Raw genomic sequence first — 25,883 nt, forward strand, 5'->3', positions numbered from 1 at the left:
ATGTCCAACGTCCACATCACCGGCGCAGCGCGCGGAATCGGCAAGTCGATCGCGAACCGATTGGCAAGCGACGGACACGACCTGGTCGTGTCCGACCTTCCCAGCATGTCCGACGCACTCGAGGCCACCGCCGAGGAGCTGCGGGCCCACGGCGGCAAGGTCGTCGCCGCCACCGGTGACGTGTCGTCGGCCGACGACGTACGCCGGTTGGTGGCCACGACCGGCGACGAACTCGGGTCGCTCGACGTCATGGTCGCCAACGCCGGTATCGCCCAGACCAAGGCGCTGCTCGAGGTGACTCCCGAGGAATACGACCGGGTGCACGCGGTCAACGGGCGAGGGGTGTTCCTCTGTTACACCGAGGCCGCCAAGCAGATGATCTCCCAAGGCAACGGCGGCAAGATCATCGGCGCGGCGTCGATCGCGGCGCACAAGGGATTTCCGTTGCTCGGTGTCTACTGCTCCAGCAAGTTCGCGGTGCGGGCGCTCACCCAGTCGGCCGCGCAGGAGTGGGCCGAGCACGGCATCACGGTCAACGCCTACTGCCCGGGCATCGTCGACACGACGATGTGGGAGGAGATCGATCGCGATCTCGGCGCGATCAACAACGTCGGCAAGGGCGAGTCGATGAAGGCGATGGCCGCAGGCATCGCACTCGGACGCGTTTCGACCGGCGACGACGTCGCCAAGCTGGTGTCGTACCTGGCTGGCCCCGACTCGGACTACATGACCGGACAGTCGGTGCTGGTCGACGGCGGAATGGTCTTCAGTTAGTCCGACGGCAAACGGAACGAGGCGCCCGCATCGCTGCGGGCGCCTCGTTCCATCTGGCGGTGGCGGAGGGATTTGAACCCTCGGTGGGGGTTAACCCACAAACGCTTTCGAGGCGTTCTCCTTAGGCCGCTCGGACACGCCACCGCCGAAGAACATACCCGACGGACGACGTTCGCCCCAAACCGGCACACTGGACGGGTGGAGCACGAGGACATCGTCCGGCTGCGGCGGGCGCGCGATCGGATGGATCGCGACTACGCCCAGCCCCTCGACGTGCCCGCGCTCGCGGCCGATGCGCTGATGTCGGTCGGCCATTTCCAGCGCTCGTTCAAGAAGGCGTACGGCGAAACGCCCTACTCCTACCTGATGACTCGGCGGGTCGAGCGCGCCCAGGCGCTGCTGCGCATCGGTGAGTTGAGCGTCACCGACGTCTGCATGGCGACCTCAGGCCAGCATCGAGGAGTCGATCTCGGCGATCGAGGTGACGCCGGTGGTGGCCATCATGAGGTCGAGTTCGGCACGGAAGTGTTCGAGCACCTCACGCACCCCGTCGGCACCGGCGATCGCGAGCCCGTAGACGTAGGGGCGGCCGATGCAGACCGCTGACGCGCCGAGCGCCAACGCCTTGTAAACGTCTGCACCACAACGGATCCCGCTGTCGAACAGCAGCGGGACATGCCCGTCGACCACCGGGACTATCGCCTCCAGCGCATCGAGGGAGGCGATCGCTCCGTCGACCTGCCGGCCACCGTGGTTCGAGACGATGATCCCGTCGACACCCGCCTCCAGTGCCAGCCGAGCGTCCTTGACGGACTGCACACCCTTGACCAGGATCGGCAGGTCCGTCATCTCCCGCAGCGTCGCCAGGTCGTCCCAGGTCAGATCGGTTCGGGAGAAGACCTCCAGGAAGGTCTGGACGGCGGCGCGTGGATAGGGCGAGCGGAGGTTCTCGCGGAACTCGCCGGGATAGTGCTTGGTGATTGAGAGCAGCGAGCGCACCGCGGCCGGGGTCGGTCGTCCGTCGGGCTGTTTGCCCGGCCCGCCGTTCACGCGCTGCTCGACCAGGTCCTGGAACGCCGGGTCGGACGTGTACTGCGCGATGCCGAGACCACGGGCGAACGGCAGGTACGCGCGATCGAGGTCGAGCGTGCGCCAACCGAGCACGGTCGTGTCGAGCGTGACCACGATCGCGCCCGCACCGATGGCCTCGGCCCGTCGCACGAACGACTCGACGACGGACGGCTGGTTGCTCCAGTAGAGCTGGAACCAACGCGGGTGATCGCCGAGTTCGGCGGCGATCTGCTCCATCGGCACGGACGCCTGCGAGGAGATGATCATCGGCACGCCCGCGGCCTTCGCCCCGCGCGCGACGGCGAGATCGGCATCGGGATGTGCCATCTCGGCCACACCGATCGGGGCTGTCAGCAGAGGTGAGAGGAAATCGCTGCCCAGCAGGGAGATCGACTGTTCCCGGCGGCTCACGTCGCGCAGCATTCGCGGCACGATGCGGTGTCGGTCGAAGGCGGCACGGTTGGCGTCCATCGTCGACCCGGATCCGGCACCGGTCTGCACGTAGTCGCGTGCCGGCGGGCTCATCGCCTTCAACCCCGCGCGCTCCAGCGAGTCGGCATGGGTCGGCACCGAAGGCGTCCGACCGAAGACACCCGCCGAGTAGATACGCGACTGGATCTCGCGTCCGAAGGGCAACTGGGTCATCTCGGGGACTCCCTGTTCAGCAGCCGGGTGGGGTGGTGCTGGTGGTCGGCGCGGGGGTGTTGATCGTCGGGAAGGCATCGCCCAGAACGACGTCGATCGAGTCGTCGTCGCGACCGTCGGTCATGCTCTGGGCGCCCGGCACGAGGGGTTGCACGAACTGCTTCGCCTTGGCTGCGCCCTTCGGGCCGAACCGGATCTGGCCGACCGTCTTCAGCTTCATCTGGTACGGGTCGTTGCTGACAACACCGACGGTGAAGTGGTGCGCCTTCAGGGCTTTCGCCGTCTCCTTGGCCTTGCCCTGGCCGCTGGAGGCGTTGTAGACGTTCAGGACGAACCCGGCGTTGGCGTGCACGACCTTCGTGGGTGAGCAGCTCGCCGGCTTCTGGGGCGGACGACTACCCGGAATCATCCCGGTGGTGTACGCCGCCGCGTAGGCCGATCCGAGCACGACGGCCAGTCCGACCCCGATGAGCACCATGAGGGAACGCCTGCGCTTGCGGTCGCGGGCGTGGGAGCGTCCGGTCGATTGTGCGTACTTCATGAGATCGGCACCATCAGATCACGTGGACGCGTGCGTGCAACGGCGATCGGTGCCCATGTCGGTGGGCATGTCGATCCGTAACGACACCCCAGGCCGTGATCGAAGGACGGGCGCACTTCGCTCACGGCCTGGGAGATCACCGCGCCAGTCTAGGTCGGCTGGTTCCGGCGGCTCGCCGGTGTTCGGATGTGATCTGAGTCTAGAGTCGTCGCCGTGAGCGAATCTGCGACGCAACTCGACCAGATCAAGTCCGGGTACGGCTTCGAGGGCCTGGCCCTCCAGCTCGGGGTGGCGATGGACGAAGACACCCCGCATCCCGACGCGCCGGTGCGCCTGCCACTGGCGATGATGAACCGCCACGGCCTGGTCGCCGGCGCGACCGGAACGGGCAAGACCAAGACATTGCAGTTGATGGCCGAGCAGTTGTCGAACCAGGGCGTTCCGGTCTTCATCGCCGACATCAAGGGCGACATCTCCGGCCTGGCGACGCCGGGCGAATCGAGCGAGAAGCTGCTCGATCGCACGCAGGGCATCGGGCAACAGTGGACCGCGACCGCTTACCCGACCGAGTTCCTCACCCTCGGCGGACGGGGCAAGGGCGCCCCGGTCCGCGCCACCATGACCTCGTTCGGACCGACTCTGTTGGCGAAGGTGCTCGGTCTCAACGACACCCAGGAGTCCAGCCTCGGCCTGATCTTCCACTACGCCGACAAGCGCGGACTGACGCTGCTGGATCTCAAGGACCTGCAGGCGGTCATCAAGCACCTCGTCTCGGACGAGGGCAAGGCCGACCTGAAGGAACTCGGCGGCCTCTCTTCCGCGACGGCCGGCGTCATCCTGCGCTCGCTGATCACGTTCTCCGACCAGGGCGCCGACGTCTTCTTCGGTGAACCGGAGTTCGACACGGCCGATCTGATGCGAGTTGCGCCGGACGGAAAGGGCGTCATCACGTGTCTTGAACTTCCGCAGGTGCAGGACCGTCCCGAACTCTTCTCCACGTTCCTCATGTGGCTGCTCGCTGACCTTTTCCAGGACCTTCCCGAGGTGGGTGACGCGGAGAAGCCGAAGCTGGTCTTCTTCTTCGACGAGGCGCACCTGCTGTTCAAGGACGCGTCGAAGGCGTTCCTCGCCTCGATCGAACAGACGGTGAAGCTCATCCGATCCAAGGGTGTCGGCATCTTCTTCGTCACACAGACGCCGAAGGACGTGCCGGAGGCCGTCCTCGCCCAACTCGGCAACCGCGTCCAGCATGCGTTGCGCGCGTTCACCCCGGACGACCAGAAGGCGCTCACCCGCACCGTCCGCACCTTCCCGACGAGCGAGTACGACCTGGAGGAACTGCTCACCACCCTCGGCACCGGTGAAGCCGTCGTCACCGTCCTGAGCGAGCGCGGTGCACCGACGCCGGTGGCCTGGACGCGGATGCTAGCGCCGACCTCGCTCATGGCGCCGTCGTCCGAAGCGACGATGGATCAGTTGGTCTCCGCGTCGCCCTTCAACGCCAAGTACGGCGCCGCGGTCGATCGCGAGTCGGCGTACGAGATGTTGAACAAACGGATGGAGGCGGCGCCGGAACCCGCAGCCGCAGACCCGGAGCCGCCCGCGCCGGCAGCTCCGCCCGCCCGGCGGGCCGAGCAGGAACCGGGAGTGGTCGAGCAGGTGGTGAAGTCGAGTGCCTTCAAATCGATGCTTCGTTCGGCCGGCACCGTCATCGGACGCGAGATCACCCGAAGCCTGTTCGGGACGGCTCGGCGTCGTCGCTGACCGCTGGTTCTGATCAGCAGCCCGGCGGTCTGGAACTCGGTTTCGCCGGAGCCGGAGTCGCCTCGGCGGCGGGCACCAACTCCTCGAACTTGCTGCCCAGCATGACGTCGACGGTCTCGTCCTTGCGACCGTCCTTCACCAGGCGTGCGCCCTTGATGGACAGTTGCACGCGGCGCGCGGCCGGCTCGCCGAATTCGCCGTGCCGAATGATCGCGGTGTCGTCGGGGAAGTAGCCGCCGTTGGGGTCATTGCCGTTGGCTGCGACCTGGAAGCCACGCTCGCGCAACCCGGCAGCGACAGTGCCGGACAGTCCGCCCTTGAACGTCGTGTTGTACACCCGCACGGTCACCTTCTGCGCGGGCGGCGGCGGCACCGGCACGAACTTGAACGAGTCGCCCAGGACAAGGTCGACCGTCGGGTTGCTCCGGTCGTCCTGGTACAGGACGGCGTTCTGTACCTGGGAAGCGAGATTCAGCGCGACCTGGCGGCCGTTCCTGCCGTGGCGGATCTCCGCGGTACGCGGTTCGGGTCGGCCGTCGGGGTTGGGGTCGTTGCCGGTCTTCAGCACGTGAGCGCCACGCCAGGTCAGTTCACCTGCGGCCTTCGAAGCCAGGCCGGAGGTGGCGCTGGCGTTGTAGATGTTGAGGTAGATCTGGGAGAGCGGCACCGTGAACGACGGTTTCGGCAGTGTCTTCGGGCACGCAGCGGTCGCACGGGGTTTCTGGGGTGCGGGGTCGTCGCTGCACCCGGTGACGAGGACGGCGATGCCGACGACGAAGCCGACGCATGCCAACCGTCGGTCGTGCATTGTCGTCCCCTTCACGATCACAGTCATAGCCAGCGTGATTGTTTCACGTCCGGCTCGTACCCGTGCCCGGGACACGTCCGGGCGGCTCGGTCGAGTCGGGCTCATGAGTCGCGGCTTCAAATAGATCTGGCAGGAACTCCCCGAGAGCCGCGGGCGGTGGTGGGCGAAGACTTTGCTACGGTCGTCCCGGCTTCCGGGGGAGGCAAGCCCGAACGAATGGTCGTCCAGAGCGATAGTGAGGGTGAACCCGCAGCGCGGGTGCTTCCCGAGGAGGTTTGCAGTGCGTATCTCGGAACTGTCCGAGGTGACGGGGATGCCCATCGCCACCTTGAAGTTCTACCTGCGCGAGGGGGTGCTGCATCCCGGCGAAGCGCAGGCCAAGACCCAGTCCTTCTACGACGACTCCCATGTGGAGCGGGTCAGGCTCGTCCGGGCGCTCACCGAGGTCGGGGGACTCTCGATCGCGGCCACGAAGATGGTCGTCGACGCGATGAACGACCCGCAGGTCGACCGGCTCAGCCTGCTCGCGACCGCCCAGAAGTCACTTGCCCCACCGGTGATCGTCCCGCGGCGCGAGCACCCACTCGCCCGGCAGCTGTTGGACAAACTCGGGTGGGAGTACAGCGACGGTGACCGGATGGTCGATCTGCTCGAGCGCCAGCTGGAAGTGGCCGACGAGGCCGATGTGGGTATGACGATGGCGCACATGGTGGGCCTTGCTCGGATGGCGCACCACATCGCCGAGGTCGACATCTCGCTCGTCCCGGACGACGCGACCCTCGCCGTCCGTAACACCGTGCTCGGCACCGCAGTCTCCGACAAGTTGCTGATCACGCTGCGCCGACTCGCGCAATCCGATGTCGCCCGGCGTGCCGGCGCCGAGACGCCCCAGGCGGAGCCGATTTCGGACTGAGCGTCCGGCCCGGTATCCTCGACCGGCCTGGAGGATTCGCATAGTGGCCTAGTGCGCACGATTGGAAATCGTGTTGGGGATGAAACCCCTCGCGGGTTCAAATCCCGCATCCTCCGCGTGGTGATCGCAGTGATCACGAACGAGCCCCCGGCACTTCGGTGCCGGGGGCTTGTTCATGTTCAGGGCCCCCACGGGCATGAAAGGACCCCTCGCGCACCTGAAAGAGCTCACCTGCCCTTGCTGCATTCCTGCCCTGGGGGAGTTCAGTGAGGTATCACCACACGAGGGGTCTGCTGAGCAGTTTAGAACAGGCGCGCGCCCAGGCCCAATCGCGGTGCCGTGGCGGCACCCGGGTGAGTCGACGGCCAGGCACACGGAGGCGGCACACGGAGGCGGGGCGGCTCGAGCCGTCAGCGAGGTACGAGCGACGGGTCGAACGCCGAAGGAGCCTCCAGAGGACAAACTGCTCTTTCAGGTGCCCGACGGGTCCCTTCATTTCCCCTTCCTGGCGTTCGTCCCCAGCTTGGGTCGACCGGTGTGGGCTGTCGGTCCTGCGGCATAGAGTGACTGGGTGAGCACAGCCCTCTACCGTCGTTACCGCCCGGAGACGTTCGCCGATGTGATCGGGCAGGAGCACGTCACCGAGCCGCTGATGCAGGCCCTGCGCACGGGGCGGGTCAACCACGCCTACCTGTTCAGCGGTCCGCGCGGCTGCGGCAAGACGACCAGCGCGCGCATCCTGGCCCGCTGCCTCAACTGCGAGCAGGGGCCGACGCCCACGCCGTGCGGCACCTGCGAGTCGTGTGTTGCGTTGTCGCGCAAGGGAGCCGGCACGGTCGACGTCATCGAGATCGACGCGGCCAGCCACGGAGGTGTCGACGACGCTCGCGACCTGCGCGAGCGTGCGTCCTACGGCCCGGCGCAGAGCCGGTTCAAGATCTACATCATCGACGAGGCGCACATGGTGACGCCGCAAGGCTTCAACGCGTTGCTGAAGATCGTCGAGGAACCGCCGGAGCACGTGAAGTTCATCTTCGCGACCACCGAGCCGGAGAAGGTCATCGGCACGATCCGTTCGCGCACCCACCACTACCCGTTCCGTCTGGTTCCGCCGGCGCGGCTGGCCGAGTACATGGAGGGCCTCTGCGCGACCGAGGGCGTGGCCGTGGAGCCGGGAGTCCTCTCGTTCGTCACGCGTGCCGGTGGTGGGTCGGTCCGTGACTCGCTCTCGGTGCTCGACCAGTTGATCGCCGGTTCGACCGATGACGGGCTCACCTACGCCGGTGCTGCCGCGTTGCTGGGTTTCACCGATGGTGCGTTGCTGGACGCGACGGTCGACGCCTTGGCGGCCGGTGACGGTGCTGCGGTGTTCCAGCAGGTCGACCGCGTCGTCGAGTCGGGTCACGATCCGAGGCGTTTCGTCGAGGACCTCCTGGAGCGATTGCGCGACCTGATCATCGTTGCTGCGGTGCCCGACGGAGCCGAGGCGGTGCTGCGCGGTCTGCCCGGTGATCAGATCGAGCGGATGCGTAGTCAGGCCGGTGCGTTCGGGCCCGGACGGCTGTCGTACGCCGCCGACATCATCAACGCCGGTCTCACCGAGATGACCGGTGCGACCAGTCCCCGCCTGCAGTTGGAACTCATGTGTGCGCGGGTGCTGCTGCCCCGCGCCGCGGGAGAGGACGGGTACGGCGCCCGCCTCGACCGGCTGGAGCGGCGCATCGACATCTCCGCCGGGTCCGCGACAGCTCCTGTTTCCCGACCGGCTGCCGCTCCGGTGCCGAACCCGACCGTCGATCAGTCGGAAAGCCCCGTGCCGCAGCGTGACCCGGCCTCCTCCCAGCAGCGGCCGGCCCGCGAGATTCCGGTCGCCGAGGCGTCGGAGCGCCGTGTGCAGCAGCGTCCGGTCGAGCGAGGTCCGGAGCCCGCGTTCGAGCAGGAACCGCCGCCCGAGGACGACTTCCCGGACGAATCCGTGCCGCCTCGGCGATCATCGACGGGTCCGCAGACGCCGACCGAACAGACACCGTCCCGCGACGCGCGTCCGGCCGAGCGGCAGTCCGCGCCGGAGCCCGAGCAGGCACCCTCGCAGGCACCGTCGCAGGCACCGTCGCAGGCACCGGCAGCTCACCCCGGTGCACTCGGGGTCGAAGAGATCCGTCGCGAATGGCCGGCGATCCTGCAGCGAATCTCCGCCATTCGCAGGGTCACCTGGACGCTGATCAGCCAGCATGCGCACGTCGCAGCGTTCGACGGTTCGGTGTTGACCCTGGGCAGCAGCAGCCCCGGACTGGTCGAGCGCATCGGCTCCGACCCCAACCCGGAGATCGTTCGCAAGGCCGTGCACGACGCACTCGGGCTCGACGTTCGGGTGACGGCTCAGGTCACCGGGCCCGGCGGGCAGGTGTCGGTGGCGCAGGAGCAGCACCAGCGCAGTTCCGGTTGGGGCCCCAGCGCTGATGCCCACGTGGTCGACGCAGGTGAGGACGAAGCGGCCAAGCAGGCGGAAATCCGTTCCCGCTGGCAACAGCGGGTCCGTCAGGCCGGTGGAGAACCCGACGACGCTGCGGTCACACCGTCGCGTGTGACCACCTCCGACGATCGCGCGTCCGAGCACCCCGCTCCGCCCAGCGCAGATCGTGCGGCCCTCGACCAACAGGCAGCCCTGTCTCGTTATCAGCGCGACGACCAGTCGGGTGACTGGTCCTCGGTGTCGTCCGACGCGCCCGCCTGGGCAACCGCAGAAGCTGCGCCGAGCGCCTCGCCGCAGCAGCCCTCGTCCACCGCCGCTCCCGAGTCCAGCAGAGGTCGTGACGACGACGGGCCGGTCGAGTCGATGGACGACGAAGACGTCACCGACGGCGACGAGGTCGGCCTGCCGGTGATGACGTCCGTGCTCGGTGCGACGGTCATCGAAGACATCAGGGAGTAGCGATGCTCTACCTCACGACGCAGCTGTTGGTGTCGCCGTTGGCCCGGGCCTGGTTCCGGCCCGACGTCGAGGGCGCCGACAACGTGCCGCGCACCGGTGGGGTGTTGCTCGCGTCCAATCACCTGTCGTTCATCGACAGCTTCGCGATCCCGCTGGTGGCGCCCCGGAAGGTGGTGTTCCTCGCCAAGGCCGAGTACTTCACCGGCACCGGCGTGAAGGGTGCGGCCAGCCGAGCGTGGTTCACCTCGATGGGCATGGTGCCGGTCGAGCGTGACGACTCGAAGGCCGCTGCGCAGTCGCTCGACATCGCGCTCGACGTCCTTCGTCGTGGGGAAGTGTTCGGCATCTATCCCGAGGGCACCCGCTCGCGCGACGGGCGGCTCTACCGCGGACACGTCGGCGTCGCGCATCTGGCGCTCACCGCGAAGGTGCCGGTCGTCCCGGTCGGCCTGATCGGCACACAGCACGTCCAACCGATCGGCACCAACAAGGTGCGGCGCGAGAAGTTCACCGTGAAGTTCGGGGAGCCGATCGACTTCTCCGGACGCTTGGACGGCGTCGCCCAGGGCAAGGCCCGGCGCCTGGCGACCGACGAGATCATGGACGCGATCGCCGCGCTCAGCGGTCAGGAGCGCGCCGGCGTCTACAACGAGCGCTCGGCTCCCACGACCTGATCGATCAGGGGTGCAGGGCGTCGAACTCGGCCTCGGCGGCAGCGTCGTCGTCGACGTCGAGGCGCAGGTGGCGCAGGATCGTCAGCAGCACCCGCAAGCACGACGCGGCGCGTACGCCCCACTCCGACAGGTAGCTGAACTGCCACCACCACAGCGCCTCGACGGTGCGACCGGCGCGGTAGTGGACGAGTCCGTGCTCGAGTGCCTGGACGATGTCGGTGAGGTCGTCGGAGACGGCGCCGCGCGCGGGTTCGACGGAGGTGACCGGGTCGACCAGGTCGGTGTAGTCGTCGATGCCCTCGAAGAGGTTGGCGAGGTTCTGGCGCAATGGGTCGAGGTCGGCCTCAGCGCCGGGATCGGATTCGAAGCGTTCTGCGGGCACGACGTCCTGCACCGCGCCGAGTCGGGCGCCGCTCATCTGCAACTGGGACAGCAGGAGCAGCAACAGCGGGATCGCTGTCTCGGGGGCGCCGCCGGCGGCGATCTCGCGTACGGCGGTGGTGAAGGTCTCGGCGTCGCGGGCGGTCTCGGCGGCCAGGCCGCCCAGGTCGGAGATCTCAGACATTCGTCAGCACCTTTCGTCCTTCGATGGCCCGGCCGAGGGTGACTTCGTCGGCGTACTCCAGGTCGCCGCCGACCGGCAGGCCTGAGGCGAGACGCGAAATCCGGACGCCCATCGGACGCATCGAGCGCACCAGGTAGGTGGCGGTCGCTTCGCCGATGTGGTTGGGGTTGGTCGCGATCAACACTTCCTCGATGGGTTCTTCACCCAAGCGGCGGAAAAGTTCGGTGATGCGCAGGTCGTCCGGGCCGATGCCCGACATGGGATCGATCGCACCGCCGAGCACGTGGTAGACGCCCTTGAACTCACGCGCCCGCTCCATGGCCATGACGTCCTTGGGTTCCTCGACCACGCACAACTGGGTACGGTCGCGTTTTTCGTCGGCGCAGATGCGGCATCGATCGGACTCGGCCACGTTGAAACACGTGTCGCAGAAGCGAACTCGCGCCTTGACCGTCTGCAGCACCTCGACCAAACGGTTCACGTCGGCGCTGTCGGCCTGGAGCAGATGGAACGCGATGCGCTGCGCGGACTTGGGCCCGATGCCGGGAAGCCGGCCGAGCTCGTCGATCAGGTCTTGGACCACACCTTCGTACACAACCCTGAGCGTACGTCGTCAGGCCGACACCGCCGGTTGCCGCGCGCGAGGATCAGTTCGCGGTCTGCGGGCGCAGTTCGTCGCGGGTGGGTGCGGGGTGGAAGGCGCCCTGCCCGAACAGCAGTCGTTGGACTGCGAAGGCCGCTGCCAGCACGGCCGCACCGGCGACGCCATCGAGGATGAAGTGGTTGGCCGTGCCGACCACGACCACGAAGGTCATCATCGGATACACGATGCCGAGGACGCGTAGCCACGGTCGCCGCGCGATCGAGAAGACAGACAGGCCCACCCAGAGTGCCCACGCGCAATGCAGGCTCGGCATCGCGGCGAACTGGTTGGTGGAACTGGCGACCGTCGGGTCCGACCAGGAACCCCAGGCGCCGTAGGTCACCAGCGTGTCGGTGAATCCGGCCCCCGGCAGCAACCGCGGGGGAGCCATCGGCAACAGGTAGAAACCGACCAGGCCGAGGACCGTGGTGCCGACCAGGACGGTGCGCGCCGCCCGGTAGTAGCGCTTGTGGACGCGGAAGATCCAGATGAGCGTCAGCGCGGTCACCGGCAGATGCAAGTAGGTGTAGTAGGCGTTGAAGCCGTGCGCGAGTATCGATTGCCCGGCGACGAACCGGTTGACCGAGAGCTCGAGGTCACCGGTCAGCTGTTGGGTCAGATCGAGCACCTGGTGGCCGCGGTTGTACGCCTCGTCCTGACGGGCGGGCACCAGGTTACGCAGCCGTTCGTAGACGACGTTCAGGACGACGATGATCGAGATCTCCACCCACCATCTCGGGGAGCGGTGGGTGCGGAGCGTGACAGGGAGGAGCGCCCGACGCCGCCTGACCCCCCTGGTCGCGACTGTCGTGACAGTTCCCCCAACGCTGTTCACGCTGCTTGACACCACGTAAGTGTCTCCTTCTCGATCCTTGTTTGCCAATTGTTTGCCCGCCGGCGGTTGCCTACGACGACGCCGGACCGGCACGGCGGGTTGTTCTTCGATCCGCGATCGGGTGAGGGCAAGGCGTGGACGACGAGTCCGAATCGCGGTCTGTGCAGGGGGACGCCACAAGCCGTCGTTACGATTGTCCGGGCTCCTTCGAGCTCGCGAGCAAACGCACACGCACAGCAACCCAAGGAGATCCGCCGTGAGTTTGGTGGTCCAGAAGTACGGCGGCTCGTCGGTGGCGGACGCCGACAGCATCAAGCGCGTCGCACGACGGATCGTCGACACCCGCAAGGCCGGCAACCAGGTGTGTGTCGTGGTGTCCGCGATGGGTGACACCACCGACGAACTGCACGACCTCGCCGCTGCGGTGTCCCCGGCACCGCCGGAGCGCGAACTCGACATGCTGCTGACCGCCGGTGAGCGCATCTCGGCCGCCCTGCTGTCGATGGCCATCGCCAATCTCGGCGACTCCGCCCGGTCGTTCACCGGCTCCCAGGCCGGCGTCATCACCGACGACGTGCACGGCAGGGCACGCATCATCGACATCACGCCCGGACGCATCCGCGAGGCGCTGGACGGCGGGCACATCGTGATCGTCGCCGGCTTCCAGGGCGTCAGCCAGACGACCAAGGAGATCACCACCCTCGGTCGTGGCGCCTCCGACACCACCGCCGTCGCGCTCGCGGCCGCGCTGGGTGCGGATGTCTGCGAGATCTACACCGACGTCGACGGCATCTTCACCGCCGACCCGCGCATCGTCCCGACGGCGCGCAAGATCGACCGCATCAGCAACGAGGAGATGCAGGAGATGGCCGCCTCGGGCGCCAAGATCCTGATGCTGCGCTGCGTGGAGTACGCACGCCGGTTCAACATGCCGATCCACGTGCGCTCCTCGTTCAGTCACCGTGAAGGCACCTGGGTCGTCGACAACGACTCGCGCAACAACCAAGGAGAAGAAGGCGTGGAAGACCCGATCATCGCCGGCGTCGCGCACGACCGCAGCGAAGCCAAGGTCACCGTCGTCGGGGTCAAGGACTCCCCGGGTGTGGCCGCCAAGATCTTCCAGACGATCGCAGCCGCACAGATCAACATCGACATGATCGTGCAGAACGTCTCGGCGCTCGACACAGGTCTGACCGATGTCTCTTTCACCTGCCCCAAGGGCGACGGTCAGAAGGCCGTCGAGGTGCTGCAGGCCGCCAAGGACTCCATCGGTTACGACCAGCTCCAGTACGACGACCAGGTCGGCAAGCTGTCGCTCGTCGGATCCGGCATGCGTTCGCACCCGGGTGTCAGCGCCACCCTGTTCCAGGCACTCGCCGACAACGGCATCAACATCGAGATGATCAGCACCTCCGAGATCCGCGTCTCGGTCGTGACCAAGGACGACCAGTTGGACGACGCCGTCCGGGCCGTTCACACCGCGTTCGGACTCGATTCGGCCGACGGTGAAGCGGTCGTTTACGGAGGTACGGGCCGATGAACGAGGCGAAGAAGTTGAACGTCGGCATCGTCGGTGCCACCGGACAGGTCGGCGGCGTCGTGCTGCAGATCCTGGCCGACCGCGACTTCCCCGTGGGTGACCTGCGCCTGTTCGCGTCCGCGCGTTCGGCAGGCAAGACCATTGAGTGGCAAGGCCGTTCGATCGAGGTGGAGGACGCCGAGACAGCCGACCCGTCGGGTCTCGACATCGCCATCTTCTCCGCCGGAGGCGCGACCTCCAAGGCACTGGCGCCGAAGTTCGCCGCCGCCGGTGTGACCGTGATCGACAACTCGTCGGCCTGGCGCATGGACCCCGAGGTGCCGCTCGTCGTCACCGAGGTGAACCCGAACGAGGCGCTCTCGCCCGCCAAGGGCATCATCGCCAACCCGAACTGCACCACCATGGCTGCGATGCCGGTGCTCAAGCCGCTGTCCGACCAGGCAGACCTGCGTCGGTTGACGGTTGCCACCTACCAGGCTGTTTCCGGCTCGGGTCTCGCCGGTGTCGAGGAGCTTGCCGGCCAGGTGCGCCAGGGCGTGGAGTCCGGCAACCTCGAGCAACTGGCCCACGAGGGTTCGTCGGTCGAACTCGGCCCGGCCAAGAAGTACGTGGCTCCGATCGCTTTCAACGTCGTCGCCCTCGCGGGTAACGTCGTCGAGGACGGATCGGGGGAGACGGATGAGGAACAGAAGCTGCGCAACGAGAGTCGCAAGATTCTCGGTCTGCCCGACCTGCTGGTCGCCGGCACCTGCGTCCGCGTCCCTGTCTTCTCGGGTCACTCGCTGGCGATCCACGCCGAGTTCGACAAGCCGATCACGCCGGACGAGGCCCGTTCGCTGCTGGCCGACGCCCCCGGCGTCGAGCTCGCCGACGTCCCGACTCCGCTCGATGCTGCCGGCGCCGACCCGTCGTACGTCGGACGGATTCGGCAGGACCAGTCCGTCCCCGACGGCAAGGGTCTGGTGCTGTTCATCTCCAACGACAACCTGCGCAAGGGTGCCGCGCTCAACACCGTGCAGATCGCCGAGGTCATCGCTTCGGGGACGTGAGGCCTGATGAACGGTCGCCGACCTGTTCTCGCCGTCGTGGGTGCGACGGGGGTGGTCGGACAGACCCTGGTCTCGATGCTGCCCACCCGTCCCGACGTCTGGGGTGAGGTGCGGCTGCTCGCGTCCGGACACTCCCAGGGAGCGACGATGCAGGCGCTCGGCCAGGAACTGCCTGTCCAGGAGTTGGCGGAGGCGAACTTCGACGACGTCGACGTTTGCATCCTCAGCGTGCCGATCGATGTCGCCCGCACCTGGGCGCCGATCATCGCGCGAGCCGGCACCGTCGTCATCGACAACTCCGGGGCCCACACGGTCAACCCGACCGTGCCGTTGGTGGTGCCGGAGATCAATCCGGATGCAGCCCGCGGCGAGGGCGGGCGGATCATCGCCAGTCCCGGTGGCACGACCTTGCTGATGGCCAACACGCTCGCGACTTTGCACGAGGTCTGGCATCTGCGCGAGGTCGTCGCCGCCACGTACCAGGCCGTGTCCGACGCCGGTGTCCGCGGCGTCCATCGCCTGTACGACGAGACCGCCGAGCTTGCCGGGAACCGAGGCGTCGGTCAGACTCCGGGCGATGTGCGTCGCTTCGTGTCCGACATCGACGGGCGCTCACCGTTCCCGGCGCCGGTGGCGTTCAACGTGATTCCGTGGGTCGGTGGCCCGGGCGACGGACGTTGGTCGAGTACCGAGCTGCGTGCCCGCGAAGAGGTGCGCGCCATCCTGGGTGAACCCGATCTGCGGATGGCGACCACCTGCGTCCAGGTGCCGGTCACGACCGCCCACTCGGCCTCGCTGCATCTGAGCTTCGAGCGACGACTCACGCGGGCCGACGCCGTCCGCGCCCTGACCGAAAGATCCAACTCCGTTGTCGTCCTGGACGATCCGTTGCGGCAGGAGTGGCCGACGCCCGTCGACGTCGTCGGCACGGACCCGGTGTTCGTCGGACGGGTCAGGCAGCCCGGTGACTTCCCGCGCGCCCTCGAACTCTTCGTCTGCGTCGACAACCTGCGCAAGGGGTCTGCGCTCAACATGATCCAACTCGCGGAGCTCGTTGCGAGCTGAACGGCGAACGTCCGGATTTGGTCACGATTGCGCTGCGTAACGTCCCAAATGCCCGCATGTCATTACATTGCTGTGTTCATGTGACTTAGGGTGTCCGCCATGACGCAGCAGAATGCCGCCGAGGGGCAGCCCGCGGATCTGAGCAAAGCGGGGCGTGACGGGCAGGCCGGTCGGCCGTTGGTCGTCCTGGAGAACGTGAACAAGCACTTCGGTGATCTGCACGTGTTGCGGGACATCGACCTGACCGTTCACCAGGGTGAGGTCGTCGTCGTCCTTGGCCCTTCCGGGTCGGGTAAGTCGACGCTGTGTCGCACGATCAACCGCCTGGAGACCTACGAGAGCGGGTCGATCACGATCGACGGCATTCCGCTGCCGGAAGAAGGCGCGGGCCTGGCCAGGCTTCGTGCGGACGTCGGCATGGTCTTCCAGTCGTTCAACCTGTTCTCGCACAAGACGATCCTGCAGAACGTCACGCTCGGGCCGATCAAGGTGCGCAAGATGAAGGCCAAGGAGGCCGAGTCGCGCGCGATGGAACTGCTGAAGCGCGTGGGTGTCGACCACCAGGCGAACAAGTATCCGGCGCAGTTGTCCGGTGGACAGCAGCAGCGCGTGGCGATCGCGCGGTCGCTCGCGATGGAGCCCAAGGTGATGCTCTTCGACGAGCCGACCTCGGCACTCGACCCCGAGATGATCAACGAGGTGCTCGACGTCATGGGGCAACTCGCCAAGGAGGGCATGACGATGATCGTCGTGACCCACGAGATGGGCTTCGCGCGCCGTGCCGCCGACCGCGTCGTCTTCATGGCCGACGGCCAGATCCTCGAGCAGGAGACGCCCGAGGAGTTCTTCAACAACCCCAAGACCGACCGCGCCAAGGACTTCCTGTCCAAGATCCTGGCTCACTGAGCACGCTCACCCACAGTCCCGGGATGACAACCATCCCGTCAGCAGGAGGAGAATCATGAAGTTCCGTTCCGCTTCCGCGGTCGCCATGATGGCCGCAGCATCCCTGACCCTCGCCGCCTGCGGCGGAGACGACTCGTCCGGCTCGGGGGAGAAGATCAAGATCGGTGTGAAGTTCGACCAGCCTGGTCTGGGCTTCAAGGAGGGCACCAAGAACTCCGGCTTCGACGTCGCCGTCGCCAAGTACGTCGCCGGCAAGATGGGCTTCAAGGAAGACCAGATCCAGTTCGTCGAGTCGCCCTCGAAGCAGCGCGAGAAGATGCTGGCGGCCGGCACCGTCAAGATGATCTTCGCGACCTACTCGATCACCGACAAGCGCAAGGCGCAGGTCTCCTTCGGCGGCCCGTACTTCGTCGCCGGCCAGTCCGTGTTGGTGAAGTCCGACAGTGACATCAACAGCGTCGACGCGCTCAAGGGCAAGCGGGTCTGCTCGGTCACCGGTTCGACCTCGGTCGACAACCTGAAGAAGAAGCAGCCGGCTCTGGTGCCGCAGAAGTACGACACCTACTCCGCCTGCGCCACCGCGCTGAAGTCGGGCGCTGTCGACGCGATGACCACGGACGACGCGATCCTCGCCGGGTACTCCAACCAGGCGGCGTACAAGGGTGCCTTCAAGCTCGTCGGTGGCACCTTCTCCACCGAGAAGTACGGCGTCGGCCTGAAGAAGGGCGACAAGGACACCTGCACCAAGGTCAACTCCGCGATCCAGGAAATGATCAAGGACGGGTCGTGGGAGAAGGCGCTGAAGGAGAACCTGGGCGCCGACTACAAGTACAACACCACCGAGAACCCGCCGAAGTCCCTCGAGACCTGCGCGTGATCGGTGCCGCGTCGGTGTCGGTCATGCCGGCACCGACGCGGTTTCCCTTTCGTGACTTCGAAAGGCAGTGATGTCACAACTCATCAACGAGTACCACCTGCTGTCGGCTTTCTGGATGACCATCAAGCTGACGGTCCTGGCAGCGATCGGCAGCCTCGTCCTGGGCACGATCATCGCGGTGCTGCGCATGTCGCCGGTGCCGATGTTGCGCTTCCTGGGCACCTCCTACGTCAACGTCTTCCGCAACCTGCCGCTGACGTTGATCATCCTGTCGATGAACCTGGTCCTGTGGGCGCAGCTGAGCATCAGCCTCGCCGACAGCAAGGACCCCGCATACCTCGACATCAACAACTTCCGGTTGGCCGTGCTCGGTCTGGTGATCTACCACGCCGCGTATGTCTGTGAGTCGCTGCGCAGTGGCGTCAACACGATCCCGCTCGGGCAGGCCGAGGCCGCCCGCTCCATCGGGCTCACCTTCGGTCAGTCGCTGAAGGAGGTCGTGCTGCCGCAGGCGTTCCGCGGCGCGGTGGTGCCGCTGGGCAACACCCTGATCGCGCTCACCAAGAACACGACGATCGCGGTCGTCATCGGTGTGGCAGAGATGGCAGCCCTGCTGGCCGCGGTCACCGAGAACGACCCCGGCCTGCTGAACCAGGCGTTCCTGGCCACGGCCGGACTGTTCGTCCTGCTGACCCTCCCCACCGGCGTCCTCATCGGGCACCTCGGTAAGAAGCTGGCGGTGAAGCGATGAGCGCCTCGGTTCTGTTCGATGCACCCGGCCCGAAGGCTCGCCGCCGGCACATGATGCTCACCGTCGTCGGTGTGCTGTTGTTCTTGGTCGGAATGTTCCTGGTCTACAAGCGGCTGGACGACAAGGGCCAGTTCGCGCCGGCGCTGTGGAAGCCGCTGACCACCGGCACCGTCTGGCAGTCCCTGCTCGAGGGCCTGGTCGGCACGCTCAAGGCGGCCGCGATCGCGATCGTGATCGCCGGTGTCCTGGGTGTGCTCTTCGCCCTCGGCCGGATGTCGGAGATCGCGCCGCTGCGCTGGATCTGCTCGGTGTTCGTGGAGATCTTCCGCGCAGTCCCGGTGCTGTTGATGATGCTGTTCAGCTACGGCTACCTGTCCACCAGTGGTGCCGTGGACGACGAACTGGCCCCGTTGTACGCTACCGTCACCGGTCTGGTGCTCTACAACTCCTCGGTGGTCGCCGAGGTCATCCGCTCCGGTGTCAACCAGTTGCCCAACGGGCAACGGGAGGCCGGTCTGTCGATCGGTCTGCGACCCAGCCAGACCCTGCGGATGGTTCAGCTGCCGCAGGCGATCACCGCGATGTTGCCGGCTTTGATCAGCCAGTTGGTCGTCGTGCTGAAGGACACCGCGCTCGGTTACAACGTGCTCTACAGCGAACTGCTGCGCACCGGCCAGGGCATCGGATCCAACAACGCGAATATCGTGCAGATGATGTTCGTGCTCGGTGTGATCTACATCCTGATCAACTACTCGCTGTCCAAGCTGGCCGAGTTCGTCGAGCGCCGGTTGAAGAACCGCGGTCGCGGATCGAGGAAGCAGCAGGTCACCGGCGGACCGGCGGTCGCTGCCGACGCAGCCGCGTAGTCCCGTTCTGCAGAAAGTCCGCAGCCTCGTCCCTTTGGGCGGGGCTGCGGACTTTCCTCATGTCTACGATCGAACGGTGATTTCGGATGTGAGTTTCGACGGTTTCCCGGTGGCAGCGCTCGACTTCTACGACGACCTCGAGCAGGACAACAGCAAGGCGTTCTGGGACGCGCACCGCTCGACCTACGAGGAGTCGGTGCGCGCGCCGTTCGAGGCTCTCGCAGCGGACCTGGAGGACGAGTTCGGGTCGGCGAAGATCTTCCGCCCGAACCGCGACATCCGGTTCAGCAAGGACAAGACCCCGTACAAGACGCATCAGGGGATGTACGTGTCCGCTGCCGAGGCCACCGGGTGGTACGTGCAGTTGTCCGCCGCCGGTGTCATGGTCGGCCTCGGGTTCTACAACGCCCCGCCGGACCGACTCGCCCTGTTGCGCAAGGTGATCGACAGCCCGAGCGGCGCGACCCTCGAGCGCATGATCGGTGATCTGACGGCGCAGGGCTGGGCGCTCGGCGGTGACACCGTCAAGACCGCGCCGCGCGGTTACAGCGCAGACAACCCGCGCATCGAACTGCTGCGACACAGGACGATGTCGCTGTCGAAGCAGTACGGCTTCGAGCCGTTCGTGCACACCCCGGAGGTGTTGACGCGGATCCGGGACGACTGGCGCACCGGCCGACCCCTTGTCGACTGGCTCGCCACTCATCTCAGCGACGATGGGACGGGTCTTCGTTGAGCCTTGGGCCTGACGGAGGAAGGCGCAGGTGCCGAAACCACGGCGCGATGGGCTGGGACTCAGCCGGACGCTGTTCAGCTCAGAGCCCTTGGGCGTCCAGGGCTTCGGCGGTCATAATCCGACCCAGTTCGATCATCTCCGCGGCGCGGTGGAATTCCAGCGTTCGGCACGCGTCCGAGGGCAACGTGACCAGGACGTCCGGCGGGTTGGATGCCATCCGGTACCGCGCGACCAGCGACGACATCGTGTCGAACGAGCGGTTGAAGATCTCGATCGTCGACAGGTCCTTCGGCATGCGCGACCCGAGCAGACGTGCCAGCGGGTCGGCGTCCAGGTCGGCGTCCTCGGCCGCACGGTTGGCGGTCAGTCGCGCAGACAACCGCTGCATCGTCGGCGTCTCGAGGATCTCGTTGGTGCTCCGGCGAACTCGGCGAGCTCCTCGGGTCAACGCCTCGCTGCTTCCGATGATGGTGCGCAGCGGCGAGAGCGGCACACCCTCGTTCACGCCCTGACTCTGGCGAACACCGTTGAGCGAGATCGCGATCGTGATGTCGGAGGACACCGCGCGCGTGGGTTCGACGGGGATCGGGTTCATCAGGCCGCCGTCGACCAACATTCGTCCGTCGACGGTGATCGGGTGGATGACTCCGGGCATCGCGATCGATGCACGCACTGCGATGTCGGCCGGACCCTTCTGGAACCACACCTCGCGGCGTCCGTCGAGGTCGGTGGCGACGGCGGTGAACGGGATCGGGAAGTCCTCGATCTGCGAATCGGCAAGCAGTGCACCGATCTTCGTCAGGATGCGCTCGGCTCGGACCACACCCGGGCCGCCGAGGCTCGGGTCGACCAGCCGCAGGATGTCGCGCTGGGTGAGACTGAGCGCCCACTCCTTGAGGTTGTCCATCCGGCCGGACGCGGCGAAGCTGCCGACGAGAGCGCCCATCGAGGTGCCGGCGATCGTGACGACCTCGTGGCCGCGTTCGGCGATCACTTCGAGGGCGCCGATGTGGGCGTAGCCGCGGGCACCACCGGAGCCGAGTGCGATGGCAACTCTCTTCCCGGGTGTCATGACTGCAACTGTAGGACGGTGTGGCGTGGCACCAGTCGGCTGCCGGCACCGTGTGTGGCCGCCATGGTGACCGCGGTCACATGATGGATAGCATCGAGGCTGGTTCACCTCGACACAACGAAAGTGCGGTCATGGACAAGGTTGTTGCGTCCGCGGCGCAGGCGGTGGCCGACATCGGCCCCGGTTCCTCGCTCGCGGTCGGCGGATTCGGGCTCTGCGGCATCCCGACGGTTCTCATCAAGGCGCTGCACGACGCCGGCGCGGACGACCTGAAAGTGATCTCCAACAACTGCGGCGTTGACGGTGCCGGCCTGGGAATCCTGTTGGCCGACAAGCGGATCAGCCTCGTCCAGGCGTCTTATGTCGGTGAGAACAAGGAGTTCGCGCGGCAGTACCTGTCCGGCGAGCTCGAGGTTCGCCTGACCCCACAGGGCACCCTGGCCGAGAAGATGCGCGCCGGTGGTGCCGGCATCCCCGCGTTCTACACGCAGACCGGTGTCGGCACTCAGGTGGCCGAGGGCGGCATGCCGTGGAAGTACGACGCCGACGGAGGTATCGAGATCGAGTCGCCGCCGAAGGAGACCCGCACCTTCGACAGCCTCGGCGCAGAGCACGAGTACGTGCTCGAGGAGTCGATCGTCACCGACTTCGCGCTGGTGCGTGCCTACAAGGGTGACCGTCACGGCAACCTCGTCTTCCGCACGTCGGCCCGCAACTTCAACCCGGCCTGTGCGATGGCCGGGCGCGTCACGATCGCCGAGGTCGAGCACCTCGTCGAGCCCGGTGAGATCGAGCCGGACGAAGTGCACCTGCCGGGCATCTACGTCCACCGCGTCGTGCCCCTGACGCCCGAGCAGGCGCAGGACAAGTTGATCGAGCGCACGACCACCCGTCAGCGTCCGGGCGCCGGCGCGGCCGGTGGCTCGGAGAGCGTCGCAGAAAGCAAGGAGGCCTGAGATGGCTCTGTCCCGTGAACAGATGGCGGGTCGTGCGGCGCAGGAGCTGCAGGACGGCGACTACGTCAACCTCGGCATCGGCCTGCCGACGCTCGTGCCCAACTTCGTGGCCGACGACGTCGAACTCGTGCTGCAATCCGAGAACGGCATCCTCGGCACCGGTGCCTATCCCTTTGAGGGGGAGGAGGACGCCGACCTCATCAACGCCGGCAAGGAGACGGTCACCCTGCGCAAGGGGGCGAGCATCTTCGACTCCTCGACCAGCTTCGGGATGATCCGCGGCGGCAAGGTCGACGCCGCGATCCTCGGCGCCATGCAGGTGAGCGCGGTCGGCGACATCGCCAACTGGATGATCCCCGGCAAGATGGTCAAAGGAATGGGCGGGGCGATGGACCTGGTCCACGGCGCGAAGAAGGTCATCGTGCTGATGGAGCACGTCGCCAAGGACGGCAGCCACAAGATCGTGCAGGAGTGCTCGTTGCCGCTGACCGGCAAGAGAGTCGTCCAGCGCATCATCACCGACCTCGCGGTGATCGACGTGACCGACGACGGTCTCGTCGTCCGGGAGATCGTCGATGGTCTGTCGCAGGAGGAACTGCAGGAGAAGACCGGCGTTCCGCTGACCTTCGCCTGACCTCGCCGAGGCGTGCGGGCATCGACGTCATCGCGCGTCCCGCAGGGTCTCGCCAGAGGGCGGCCACGTAATCTGCTGACCATCGGCGTCGGTGGCGATTTTTGAGGAGACATGCGGTGAGTGAGTACGACGAGTTGGTGCGTCCGGAGCACCTCGGGCCCGCGTTGGCCGAAGCGACCGGTGACGAGGCATGGAGTGAGTTCGAGGCCAAGCTGATCGCGGGCGGCAAGTCCAATCTCACCTTCGAACTGCGCTCCGGCGCAGGCGAACTCATCCTGCGCCGTCCACCGTCGGGCAAGCTGCTGCCGAGTGCTCACGACATGGGTCGTGAGGCGCGGGTGCAGAAGGCGCTCGCCGGCACGTCGGTGCCGGTGCCCGAGATCGTGCTCGTCGACGAAGGCGAGTTGCTCGGACTGCCCTGCTATGTGATGCGCAAGGTCGACGGTCACGTGATCCGCGAAGCATTCCCCGAGGGATACGCCGACTCGGTCGACGACATGCAGCGCATCGCGGGGGCGCTGGTCGACACTCAGGCCGCGCTGCACCTGACCGACCCCGACTCTGTCGGGCTTGCTGACTTCGGCAAGGCCGAGGGGTTCATGCAGCGCCAAGTGCGTCGCTGGACCGAGCAGTGGCAGCGCTCGAAGACCATCGAGATTCCGCAGATGGACGAGCTCGGACGCCGCCTGTCCTCGGGGGCGCCTGCGCCGCAGCGGGTTTCGGTCATCCACGGTGATTTCCGGCTCGACAACTGCATGATGGATCCGAAGGACCCGGGCACGGTTGCCGCGGTCCTCGACTGGGAGCTCTCGGCGCTCGGCGACCCGCTCGCCGACCTGGCGCTGACCCTCTTCTACTGGGTCGAGGAGTCGGACGAGCCGGTCGGCATCACACCGTCCATCACCCGCACGCCGGGCTTCCCGGGACGCGACTTCGTCAAGAAGCGGTACGCCGAGCGCACCGGGCTCGACCTGTCGGATCTCGGCTTCTACGAGGCGTTCGCCGCGTTCAAGCTCGCCGGCATCGTCCAGGGCATCAACGCCCGGCAGAAGGCCGGTTCGATGGCGGGCCAGAACTTCGGCGAACTCGACCACCTTGTCAAGCACATCTCCCAGAAGGGTCTGGACACCCTCGACGCATGAGCTACGCGGCTGACCGTCGTTCGTCGCGGCGGGCAAGCAGGATGATGACTACGGTGACCAGCGCCGCGACGACCGATCTGTAACAGCGTGGCGGTCACGGACGACTTCTGGTTGCCGACGGCCTTGACGAGGTTCCCGCCGTGGACCACCTTGCTCGCTGCCTGCTTCGTCGGCGGCGTGGCTCAACCACCGCCGCTGGTTGAGCCGTGGGGGTGAGCTTGCGAACCCCCACGTGCCGAAACCAAGGCGAGATGCGCTGGGGCTCAGCCGGTGTAGCCGAACACGAGGGCCGAGTACGGGCCGATGTTGACCGTCGCTGCAGCCGGCTCGCCTTCCGCGGACACCGATCCTGCTGCGACTGAACCGAACTCGTCGGAGTAGCTCGTGCCGTCGGTGTTCAGCAACAGTTCCCAACCACCCGCGCCCGGGAAGCGCACCGGAACGTCGGAGCGTGCCTCGCCGCTGAAGTTCAGCACCACGACGACGCTGTCGTTCGGGCCGCCCTGCGCCCAGCGGTGGTAGGCGATGACGTTGGCGTCGTCGTCCGCGCTGACGACCTCGGTGTGTTGACCACGCAGTCCGGCACTGCGTCCGGTTGCGTTGCGGCGCAACGCGATCAGGTCGCGCCAGATGTCGACCACGCCGGGCACCTGCTCGGTCAGCGACCAGTCCAGCGGGACCGTGTCCTGGAACCAGCCGTCCTGCAGGAACTCCTGACCCATGAACAGCATCGGGATGCCGGGGGAGGTCAGCATCGTCGCGGCACCGAGCGTGGCCATCTTCTGGGCGAGCTCGCCGGACGTGTCGTCGGGCGCGACCTCCAGCGGTACGCGCGCCTTCCCGTTCGCCACCTCGTCGTGCGACTCGGTGTAGATGACTCGCTGGAACGCGTCGTCGTTGTACTTCTGCAGGATCGCTCCTGCGAGTGCCTCCAGCGAGCGGTGTTCGTCGGTGGATGCCTTCAGCGCCTCACGCACCGGGTGCACGAACGCACCGTCCCATTGGGCGTGGAAAGCGGCGCCGGCCTCGTCCGTCGAACTGACCGCGGGGTTCTGCTGCATGTCCTCGGCGATCAGGATGCGGTCCGGGAACTCCTGTCGCACAGCGGAGTTCACCTCCCGCATCATCGCCCAACCCTCGGGGATGTCCATGCCCGAGCCGTCCTTGCTGCGGATGTACGGCGTCATGTCGAACCGCAGACCGTCGGCGTGGAAATCGCGCAACCACATGAGGGCGTTGTCGCGGATGAACGCGCGCACCTCCGGGCGTCCGTAATCGGGGCGGGTGTCGCCCCACGGCGTCGAGGACCGCTCGTCGTTGTAGAAGTAGATGCCGCCCTTGCCGTTCTCCGACCAACCGTCGAACTGCCAGGTCGGCAGGTCGCTCGGACCGAAGTGGTTGTAGACGACGTCGACGATGACCGCGAGGTCACGCTCGTGCGCGGCCTTGACGAGATTCTTCAGACCGTCGGGCCCGCCGAGCACCGATTCCACCGCGAACAGGTGGGCCGGGTTGTACCCCCAGGAGTCGTCGCCTGCCCATTCCATGACCGGCATGAGCTCGATCACGTTGACTCCCAACGACTTCAGGTAGTCCAGGCGCTCGCCGACGGACTCGAACGAGCCGCGTCCCTGCTCGGCGTTGAACGAGCCGACGTGCAATTCGTAGATGACCAGGTCGTCGATCGAGTCGAGCTTGGGGGCGTCGTTGCCCCAGTCGTACGTGCCGTGGTCGTAGACGATCCCGTTGCCGACCGAGTTGGTCACCTTGCGGGCATACGGGTCGATGCGCTGGAAGGACTGACCGCCGGCGGTGAGCTCGTACTTGTACTCCTGGCCGACCTCCGCCTTCGTCTCGGCGTACCAGTAACCGTTGCCCTCGGACTCCATGACGGTCGCGCCGCCGTCCCAGCCGTTGAAGTCGCCGACGACGGCCACGCGTTCTGCGTGGGGAGCCCACACTCGGAAGGCGACGCCGCCTTCGAAGGGGATCGCTCCCATGCCTGCCTGCTGACCCATCGGTGTCTCCTGAACTCGACGCGAACTGCCCGGCCGGACGGCCGTCCGCCAGCGTACGTGGCGACGGACGCCGGGCGGGGTGACCGGAATGTGGGCGTTACCACTG

General features: G+C 66.8%; 24 protein-coding genes, 2 tRNA genes, 1 other RNA gene and 1 pseudogene. 18 read left to right on the forward strand and 10 right to left on the reverse strand.

The window, feature by feature from the left end; translation table 11 throughout:
- Window positions 1-774 carry an acetoin reductase gene (locus FB459_RS03370; RefSeq protein WP_141927472.1) on the forward strand — a complete coding sequence of 258 codons (774 nt, stop codon included), beginning with the start codon at window positions 1-3 and terminating at the stop codon, window positions 772-774.
- A gap of 54 nt (window positions 775-828) precedes the next feature.
- Here the strand turns inward: FB459_RS03370 and FB459_RS03375 are convergent.
- Window positions 829-918 (reverse strand) — tRNA-Ser (locus FB459_RS03375).
- Between the two features lie 99 nt (window positions 919-1,017).
- On the opposite strand from FB459_RS03375, the pseudogene FB459_RS18190 reads away from it, so the two are divergent.
- A pseudogene (locus FB459_RS18190) lies at window positions 1,018-1,206 on the forward strand (helix-turn-helix domain-containing protein); the annotation flags it as partial.
- 12 nt (window positions 1,207-1,218) lie between these two features.
- On the opposite strand, the gene FB459_RS03385 reads toward FB459_RS18190, so the two are convergent.
- Entirely contained in the window at window positions 1,219-2,490 is a 1,272-nt protein-coding gene (locus FB459_RS03385; RefSeq protein ID WP_141927474.1) for an alpha-hydroxy-acid oxidizing protein, read from the reverse strand.
- 16 nt (window positions 2,491-2,506) lie between these two features.
- Window positions 2,507-3,031, reverse strand: coding sequence for a LytR C-terminal domain-containing protein (locus tag FB459_RS03390; protein ID WP_141927475.1), 525 nt, complete (start codon window positions 3,029-3,031; stop codon window positions 2,507-2,509).
- Window positions 3,032-3,244: 213 nt separating this feature from the next.
- Between FB459_RS03390 and FB459_RS03395 the strand changes: the two genes are divergently transcribed.
- A complete protein-coding gene (locus FB459_RS03395) occupies window positions 3,245-4,795 on the forward strand; it encodes a helicase HerA-like domain-containing protein (RefSeq protein WP_246092304.1) in 1,551 nt (516 codons plus the stop codon).
- A 13-nt stretch (window positions 4,796-4,808) separates the two neighbouring features.
- Here FB459_RS03395 and FB459_RS03400 read toward each other — a convergent pair whose 3' ends face one another.
- Window positions 4,809-5,603 (reverse strand): LytR C-terminal domain-containing protein, encoded by a 795-nt coding sequence (locus tag FB459_RS03400; protein ID WP_170221668.1) that lies wholly within the window; start codon window positions 5,601-5,603, stop codon window positions 4,809-4,811.
- Between the two features lie 280 nt (window positions 5,604-5,883).
- Between FB459_RS03400 and FB459_RS03405 the strand changes: the two genes are divergently transcribed.
- Window positions 5,884-6,516 (forward strand): MerR family transcriptional regulator, encoded by a 633-nt coding sequence (locus FB459_RS03405; RefSeq protein ID WP_281279524.1) that lies wholly within the window; start codon window positions 5,884-5,886, stop codon window positions 6,514-6,516.
- Window positions 6,517-6,545: 29 nt separating this feature from the next.
- A tRNA-Ser gene (locus FB459_RS03410) sits at window positions 6,546-6,632 on the forward strand.
- 81 nt (window positions 6,633-6,713) lie between these two features.
- Here the strand turns inward: FB459_RS03410 and ffs are convergent.
- Window positions 6,714-6,810, reverse strand: an RNA gene (gene ffs, locus FB459_RS03415) — signal recognition particle sRNA small type.
- A 277-nt stretch (window positions 6,811-7,087) separates the two neighbouring features.
- Here ffs and FB459_RS03420 point away from each other — a divergent pair.
- Complete coding sequence (locus FB459_RS03420) at window positions 7,088-9,448, forward strand: DNA polymerase III subunit gamma and tau (protein ID WP_141927478.1); 2,361 nt, start codon at window positions 7,088-7,090, stop codon at window positions 9,446-9,448.
- Between the two features lie 2 nt (window positions 9,449-9,450).
- The gene (locus tag FB459_RS03425) at window positions 9,451-10,122 is read left to right on the forward strand and encodes a lysophospholipid acyltransferase family protein (protein WP_129624229.1); all 672 of its coding nucleotides are present in this window, start codon (window positions 9,451-9,453) and stop codon (window positions 10,120-10,122) included.
- Between the two features lie 4 nt (window positions 10,123-10,126).
- On the opposite strand, the gene FB459_RS03430 is transcribed toward FB459_RS03425, so the two are convergent.
- Genes FB459_RS03430 through FB459_RS17115 form a run of 3 tightly spaced genes read right to left on the reverse strand, consistent with a single transcriptional unit; the run spans window position 10,127 to window position 12,057 of the window.
- A complete protein-coding gene (locus FB459_RS03430) occupies window positions 10,127-10,687 on the reverse strand; it encodes a DUF5063 domain-containing protein (RefSeq protein ID WP_129624228.1) in 561 nt (186 codons plus the stop codon).
- Window positions 10,680-11,282 carry a recombination mediator RecR gene (gene recR / locus FB459_RS03435; protein ID WP_129624227.1) on the reverse strand — a complete coding sequence of 201 codons (603 nt, stop codon included), beginning with the start codon at window positions 11,280-11,282 and terminating at the stop codon, window positions 10,680-10,682. Before recR ends, FB459_RS03430 begins: the two co-directional genes overlap by 8 nt.
- Before the next feature lie 52 nt (window positions 11,283-11,334).
- On the reverse strand, window positions 11,335-12,057 hold the full coding sequence (locus FB459_RS17115) for a phosphatase PAP2 family protein (protein ID WP_170221669.1): 723 nt from the start codon (window positions 12,055-12,057) through the stop codon (window positions 11,335-11,337).
- A gap of 364 nt (window positions 12,058-12,421) precedes the next feature.
- Here FB459_RS17115 and FB459_RS03445 point away from each other — a divergent pair, with 364 nt between their 5' ends.
- The 8 genes from FB459_RS03445 to FB459_RS03480 all read left to right on the forward strand — a co-directional run bounded on the left by FB459_RS03445 (window position 12,422) and on the right by FB459_RS03480 (window position 19,955).
- Window positions 12,422-13,705 (forward strand): aspartate kinase, encoded by a 1,284-nt coding sequence (locus FB459_RS03445; protein ID WP_141927480.1) that lies wholly within the window; start codon window positions 12,422-12,424, stop codon window positions 13,703-13,705.
- A complete protein-coding gene (locus FB459_RS03450) occupies window positions 13,702-14,754 on the forward strand; it encodes an aspartate-semialdehyde dehydrogenase (RefSeq protein ID WP_141927481.1) in 1,053 nt (350 codons plus the stop codon). Before FB459_RS03445 ends, FB459_RS03450 begins: the two co-directional genes overlap by 4 nt.
- 6 nt (window positions 14,755-14,760) lie before the next feature.
- The gene (locus FB459_RS03455; RefSeq protein ID WP_129624223.1) at window positions 14,761-15,819 is read left to right on the forward strand and encodes an aspartate-semialdehyde dehydrogenase; all 1,059 of its coding nucleotides are present in this window, start codon (window positions 14,761-14,763) and stop codon (window positions 15,817-15,819) included.
- 99 nt (window positions 15,820-15,918) lie between these two features.
- Window positions 15,919-16,725, forward strand: a complete 807-nt coding sequence (locus FB459_RS03460; protein ID WP_141927482.1) for an amino acid ABC transporter ATP-binding protein — start codon at window positions 15,919-15,921, stop codon at window positions 16,723-16,725.
- A 55-nt stretch (window positions 16,726-16,780) separates the two neighbouring features.
- Window positions 16,781-17,602: a glutamate ABC transporter substrate-binding protein gene (locus FB459_RS03465; RefSeq protein WP_129624221.1), complete on the forward strand. Its 822-nt coding sequence runs from the start codon at window positions 16,781-16,783 to the stop codon at window positions 17,600-17,602.
- A gap of 70 nt (window positions 17,603-17,672) precedes the next feature.
- A complete protein-coding gene (locus FB459_RS03470) occupies window positions 17,673-18,353 on the forward strand; it encodes an amino acid ABC transporter permease (protein WP_141927483.1) in 681 nt (226 codons plus the stop codon).
- A complete protein-coding gene (locus FB459_RS03475) occupies window positions 18,350-19,219 on the forward strand; it encodes an amino acid ABC transporter permease (RefSeq protein WP_141927484.1) in 870 nt (289 codons plus the stop codon). The genes FB459_RS03470 and FB459_RS03475 overlap by 4 nt, the downstream gene beginning before the upstream one ends.
- Before the next feature lie 76 nt (window positions 19,220-19,295).
- Complete coding sequence (locus tag FB459_RS03480; protein ID WP_211345121.1) at window positions 19,296-19,955, forward strand: DUF2461 domain-containing protein; 660 nt, start codon at window positions 19,296-19,298, stop codon at window positions 19,953-19,955.
- A 79-nt stretch (window positions 19,956-20,034) separates the two neighbouring features.
- On the opposite strand, the gene FB459_RS03485 is transcribed toward FB459_RS03480, so the two are convergent.
- Entirely contained in the window at window positions 20,035-21,027 is a 993-nt protein-coding gene (locus FB459_RS03485; protein WP_141927485.1) for a patatin-like phospholipase family protein, read from the reverse strand.
- A gap of 131 nt (window positions 21,028-21,158) precedes the next feature.
- Between FB459_RS03485 and FB459_RS03490 the strand changes: the two genes are divergently transcribed.
- The 3 genes from FB459_RS03490 (at window position 21,159) to FB459_RS03500 (ending at window position 23,759) form a co-directional block, all read left to right on the forward strand.
- A complete protein-coding gene (locus tag FB459_RS03490; protein ID WP_141927486.1) occupies window positions 21,159-21,983 on the forward strand; it encodes a CoA transferase subunit A in 825 nt (274 codons plus the stop codon).
- A 1-nt stretch (window position 21,984) separates the two neighbouring features.
- Window positions 21,985-22,617, forward strand: coding sequence for a CoA transferase subunit B (locus tag FB459_RS03495; RefSeq protein ID WP_141927487.1), 633 nt, complete (start codon window positions 21,985-21,987; stop codon window positions 22,615-22,617).
- A 116-nt stretch (window positions 22,618-22,733) separates the two neighbouring features.
- Entirely contained in the window at window positions 22,734-23,759 is a 1,026-nt protein-coding gene (locus tag FB459_RS03500) for a phosphotransferase family protein (protein ID WP_141927488.1), read from the forward strand.
- A 263-nt stretch (window positions 23,760-24,022) separates the two neighbouring features.
- On the opposite strand, the gene FB459_RS03505 is transcribed toward FB459_RS03500, so the two are convergent.
- Window positions 24,023-25,777, reverse strand: a complete 1,755-nt coding sequence (locus FB459_RS03505) for an alpha-amylase family glycosyl hydrolase (protein WP_246092305.1) — start codon at window positions 25,775-25,777, stop codon at window positions 24,023-24,025.
- Window positions 25,778-25,883 lie beyond the last annotated feature (106 nt).

Source organism: Yimella lutea (genome assembly GCF_006715095.1).
Lineage (GTDB): Bacteria > Actinomycetota > Actinomycetes > Actinomycetales > Dermatophilaceae > Yimella > Yimella lutea.

Excerpts from the sequence above, each read along its gene's own strand:
- FB459_RS03430 (WP_129624228.1), bottom strand. The coding sequence starts at position 10,687 with ATGTCTGAGATCTCCGACCTGGGCGGCCTGGCCGCCGAGACCGCCCGC.
- FB459_RS03400 (WP_170221668.1), bottom strand. The coding sequence starts at position 5,603 with ATGCACGACCGACGGTTGGCATGCGTCGGCTTCGTCGTCGGCATCGCC.
- FB459_RS03475 (WP_141927484.1), top strand. The coding sequence starts at position 18,350 with ATGAGCGCCTCGGTTCTGTTCGATGCACCCGGCCCGAAGGCTCGCCGC.
- FB459_RS03485 (WP_141927485.1), bottom strand. The coding sequence starts at position 21,027 with ATGACACCCGGGAAGAGAGTTGCCATCGCACTCGGCTCCGGTGGTGCC.
- FB459_RS03370 (WP_141927472.1), top strand. The coding sequence starts at position 1 with ATGTCCAACGTCCACATCACCGGCGCAGCGCGCGGAATCGGCAAGTCG.
- FB459_RS03470 (WP_141927483.1), top strand. The coding sequence starts at position 17,673 with ATGTCACAACTCATCAACGAGTACCACCTGCTGTCGGCTTTCTGGATG.
- FB459_RS03455 (WP_129624223.1), top strand. The coding sequence starts at position 14,761 with ATGAACGGTCGCCGACCTGTTCTCGCCGTCGTGGGTGCGACGGGGGTG.
- FB459_RS03465 (WP_129624221.1), top strand. The coding sequence starts at position 16,781 with ATGAAGTTCCGTTCCGCTTCCGCGGTCGCCATGATGGCCGCAGCATCC.
- FB459_RS03495 (WP_141927487.1), top strand. The coding sequence starts at position 21,985 with ATGGCTCTGTCCCGTGAACAGATGGCGGGTCGTGCGGCGCAGGAGCTG.
- FB459_RS03505 (WP_246092305.1), bottom strand. The coding sequence starts at position 25,777 with ATGGGTCAGCAGGCAGGCATGGGAGCGATCCCCTTCGAAGGCGGCGTC.
- FB459_RS03385 (WP_141927474.1), bottom strand. The coding sequence starts at position 2,490 with ATGACCCAGTTGCCCTTCGGACGCGAGATCCAGTCGCGTATCTACTCG.
- FB459_RS03425 (WP_129624229.1), top strand. The coding sequence starts at position 9,451 with ATGCTCTACCTCACGACGCAGCTGTTGGTGTCGCCGTTGGCCCGGGCC.
- FB459_RS03450 (WP_141927481.1), top strand. The coding sequence starts at position 13,702 with ATGAACGAGGCGAAGAAGTTGAACGTCGGCATCGTCGGTGCCACCGGA.
- FB459_RS03490 (WP_141927486.1), top strand. The coding sequence starts at position 21,159 with ATGGACAAGGTTGTTGCGTCCGCGGCGCAGGCGGTGGCCGACATCGGC.
- FB459_RS03460 (WP_141927482.1), top strand. The coding sequence starts at position 15,919 with ATGACGCAGCAGAATGCCGCCGAGGGGCAGCCCGCGGATCTGAGCAAA.
- FB459_RS03390 (WP_141927475.1), bottom strand. The coding sequence starts at position 3,031 with ATGAAGTACGCACAATCGACCGGACGCTCCCACGCCCGCGACCGCAAG.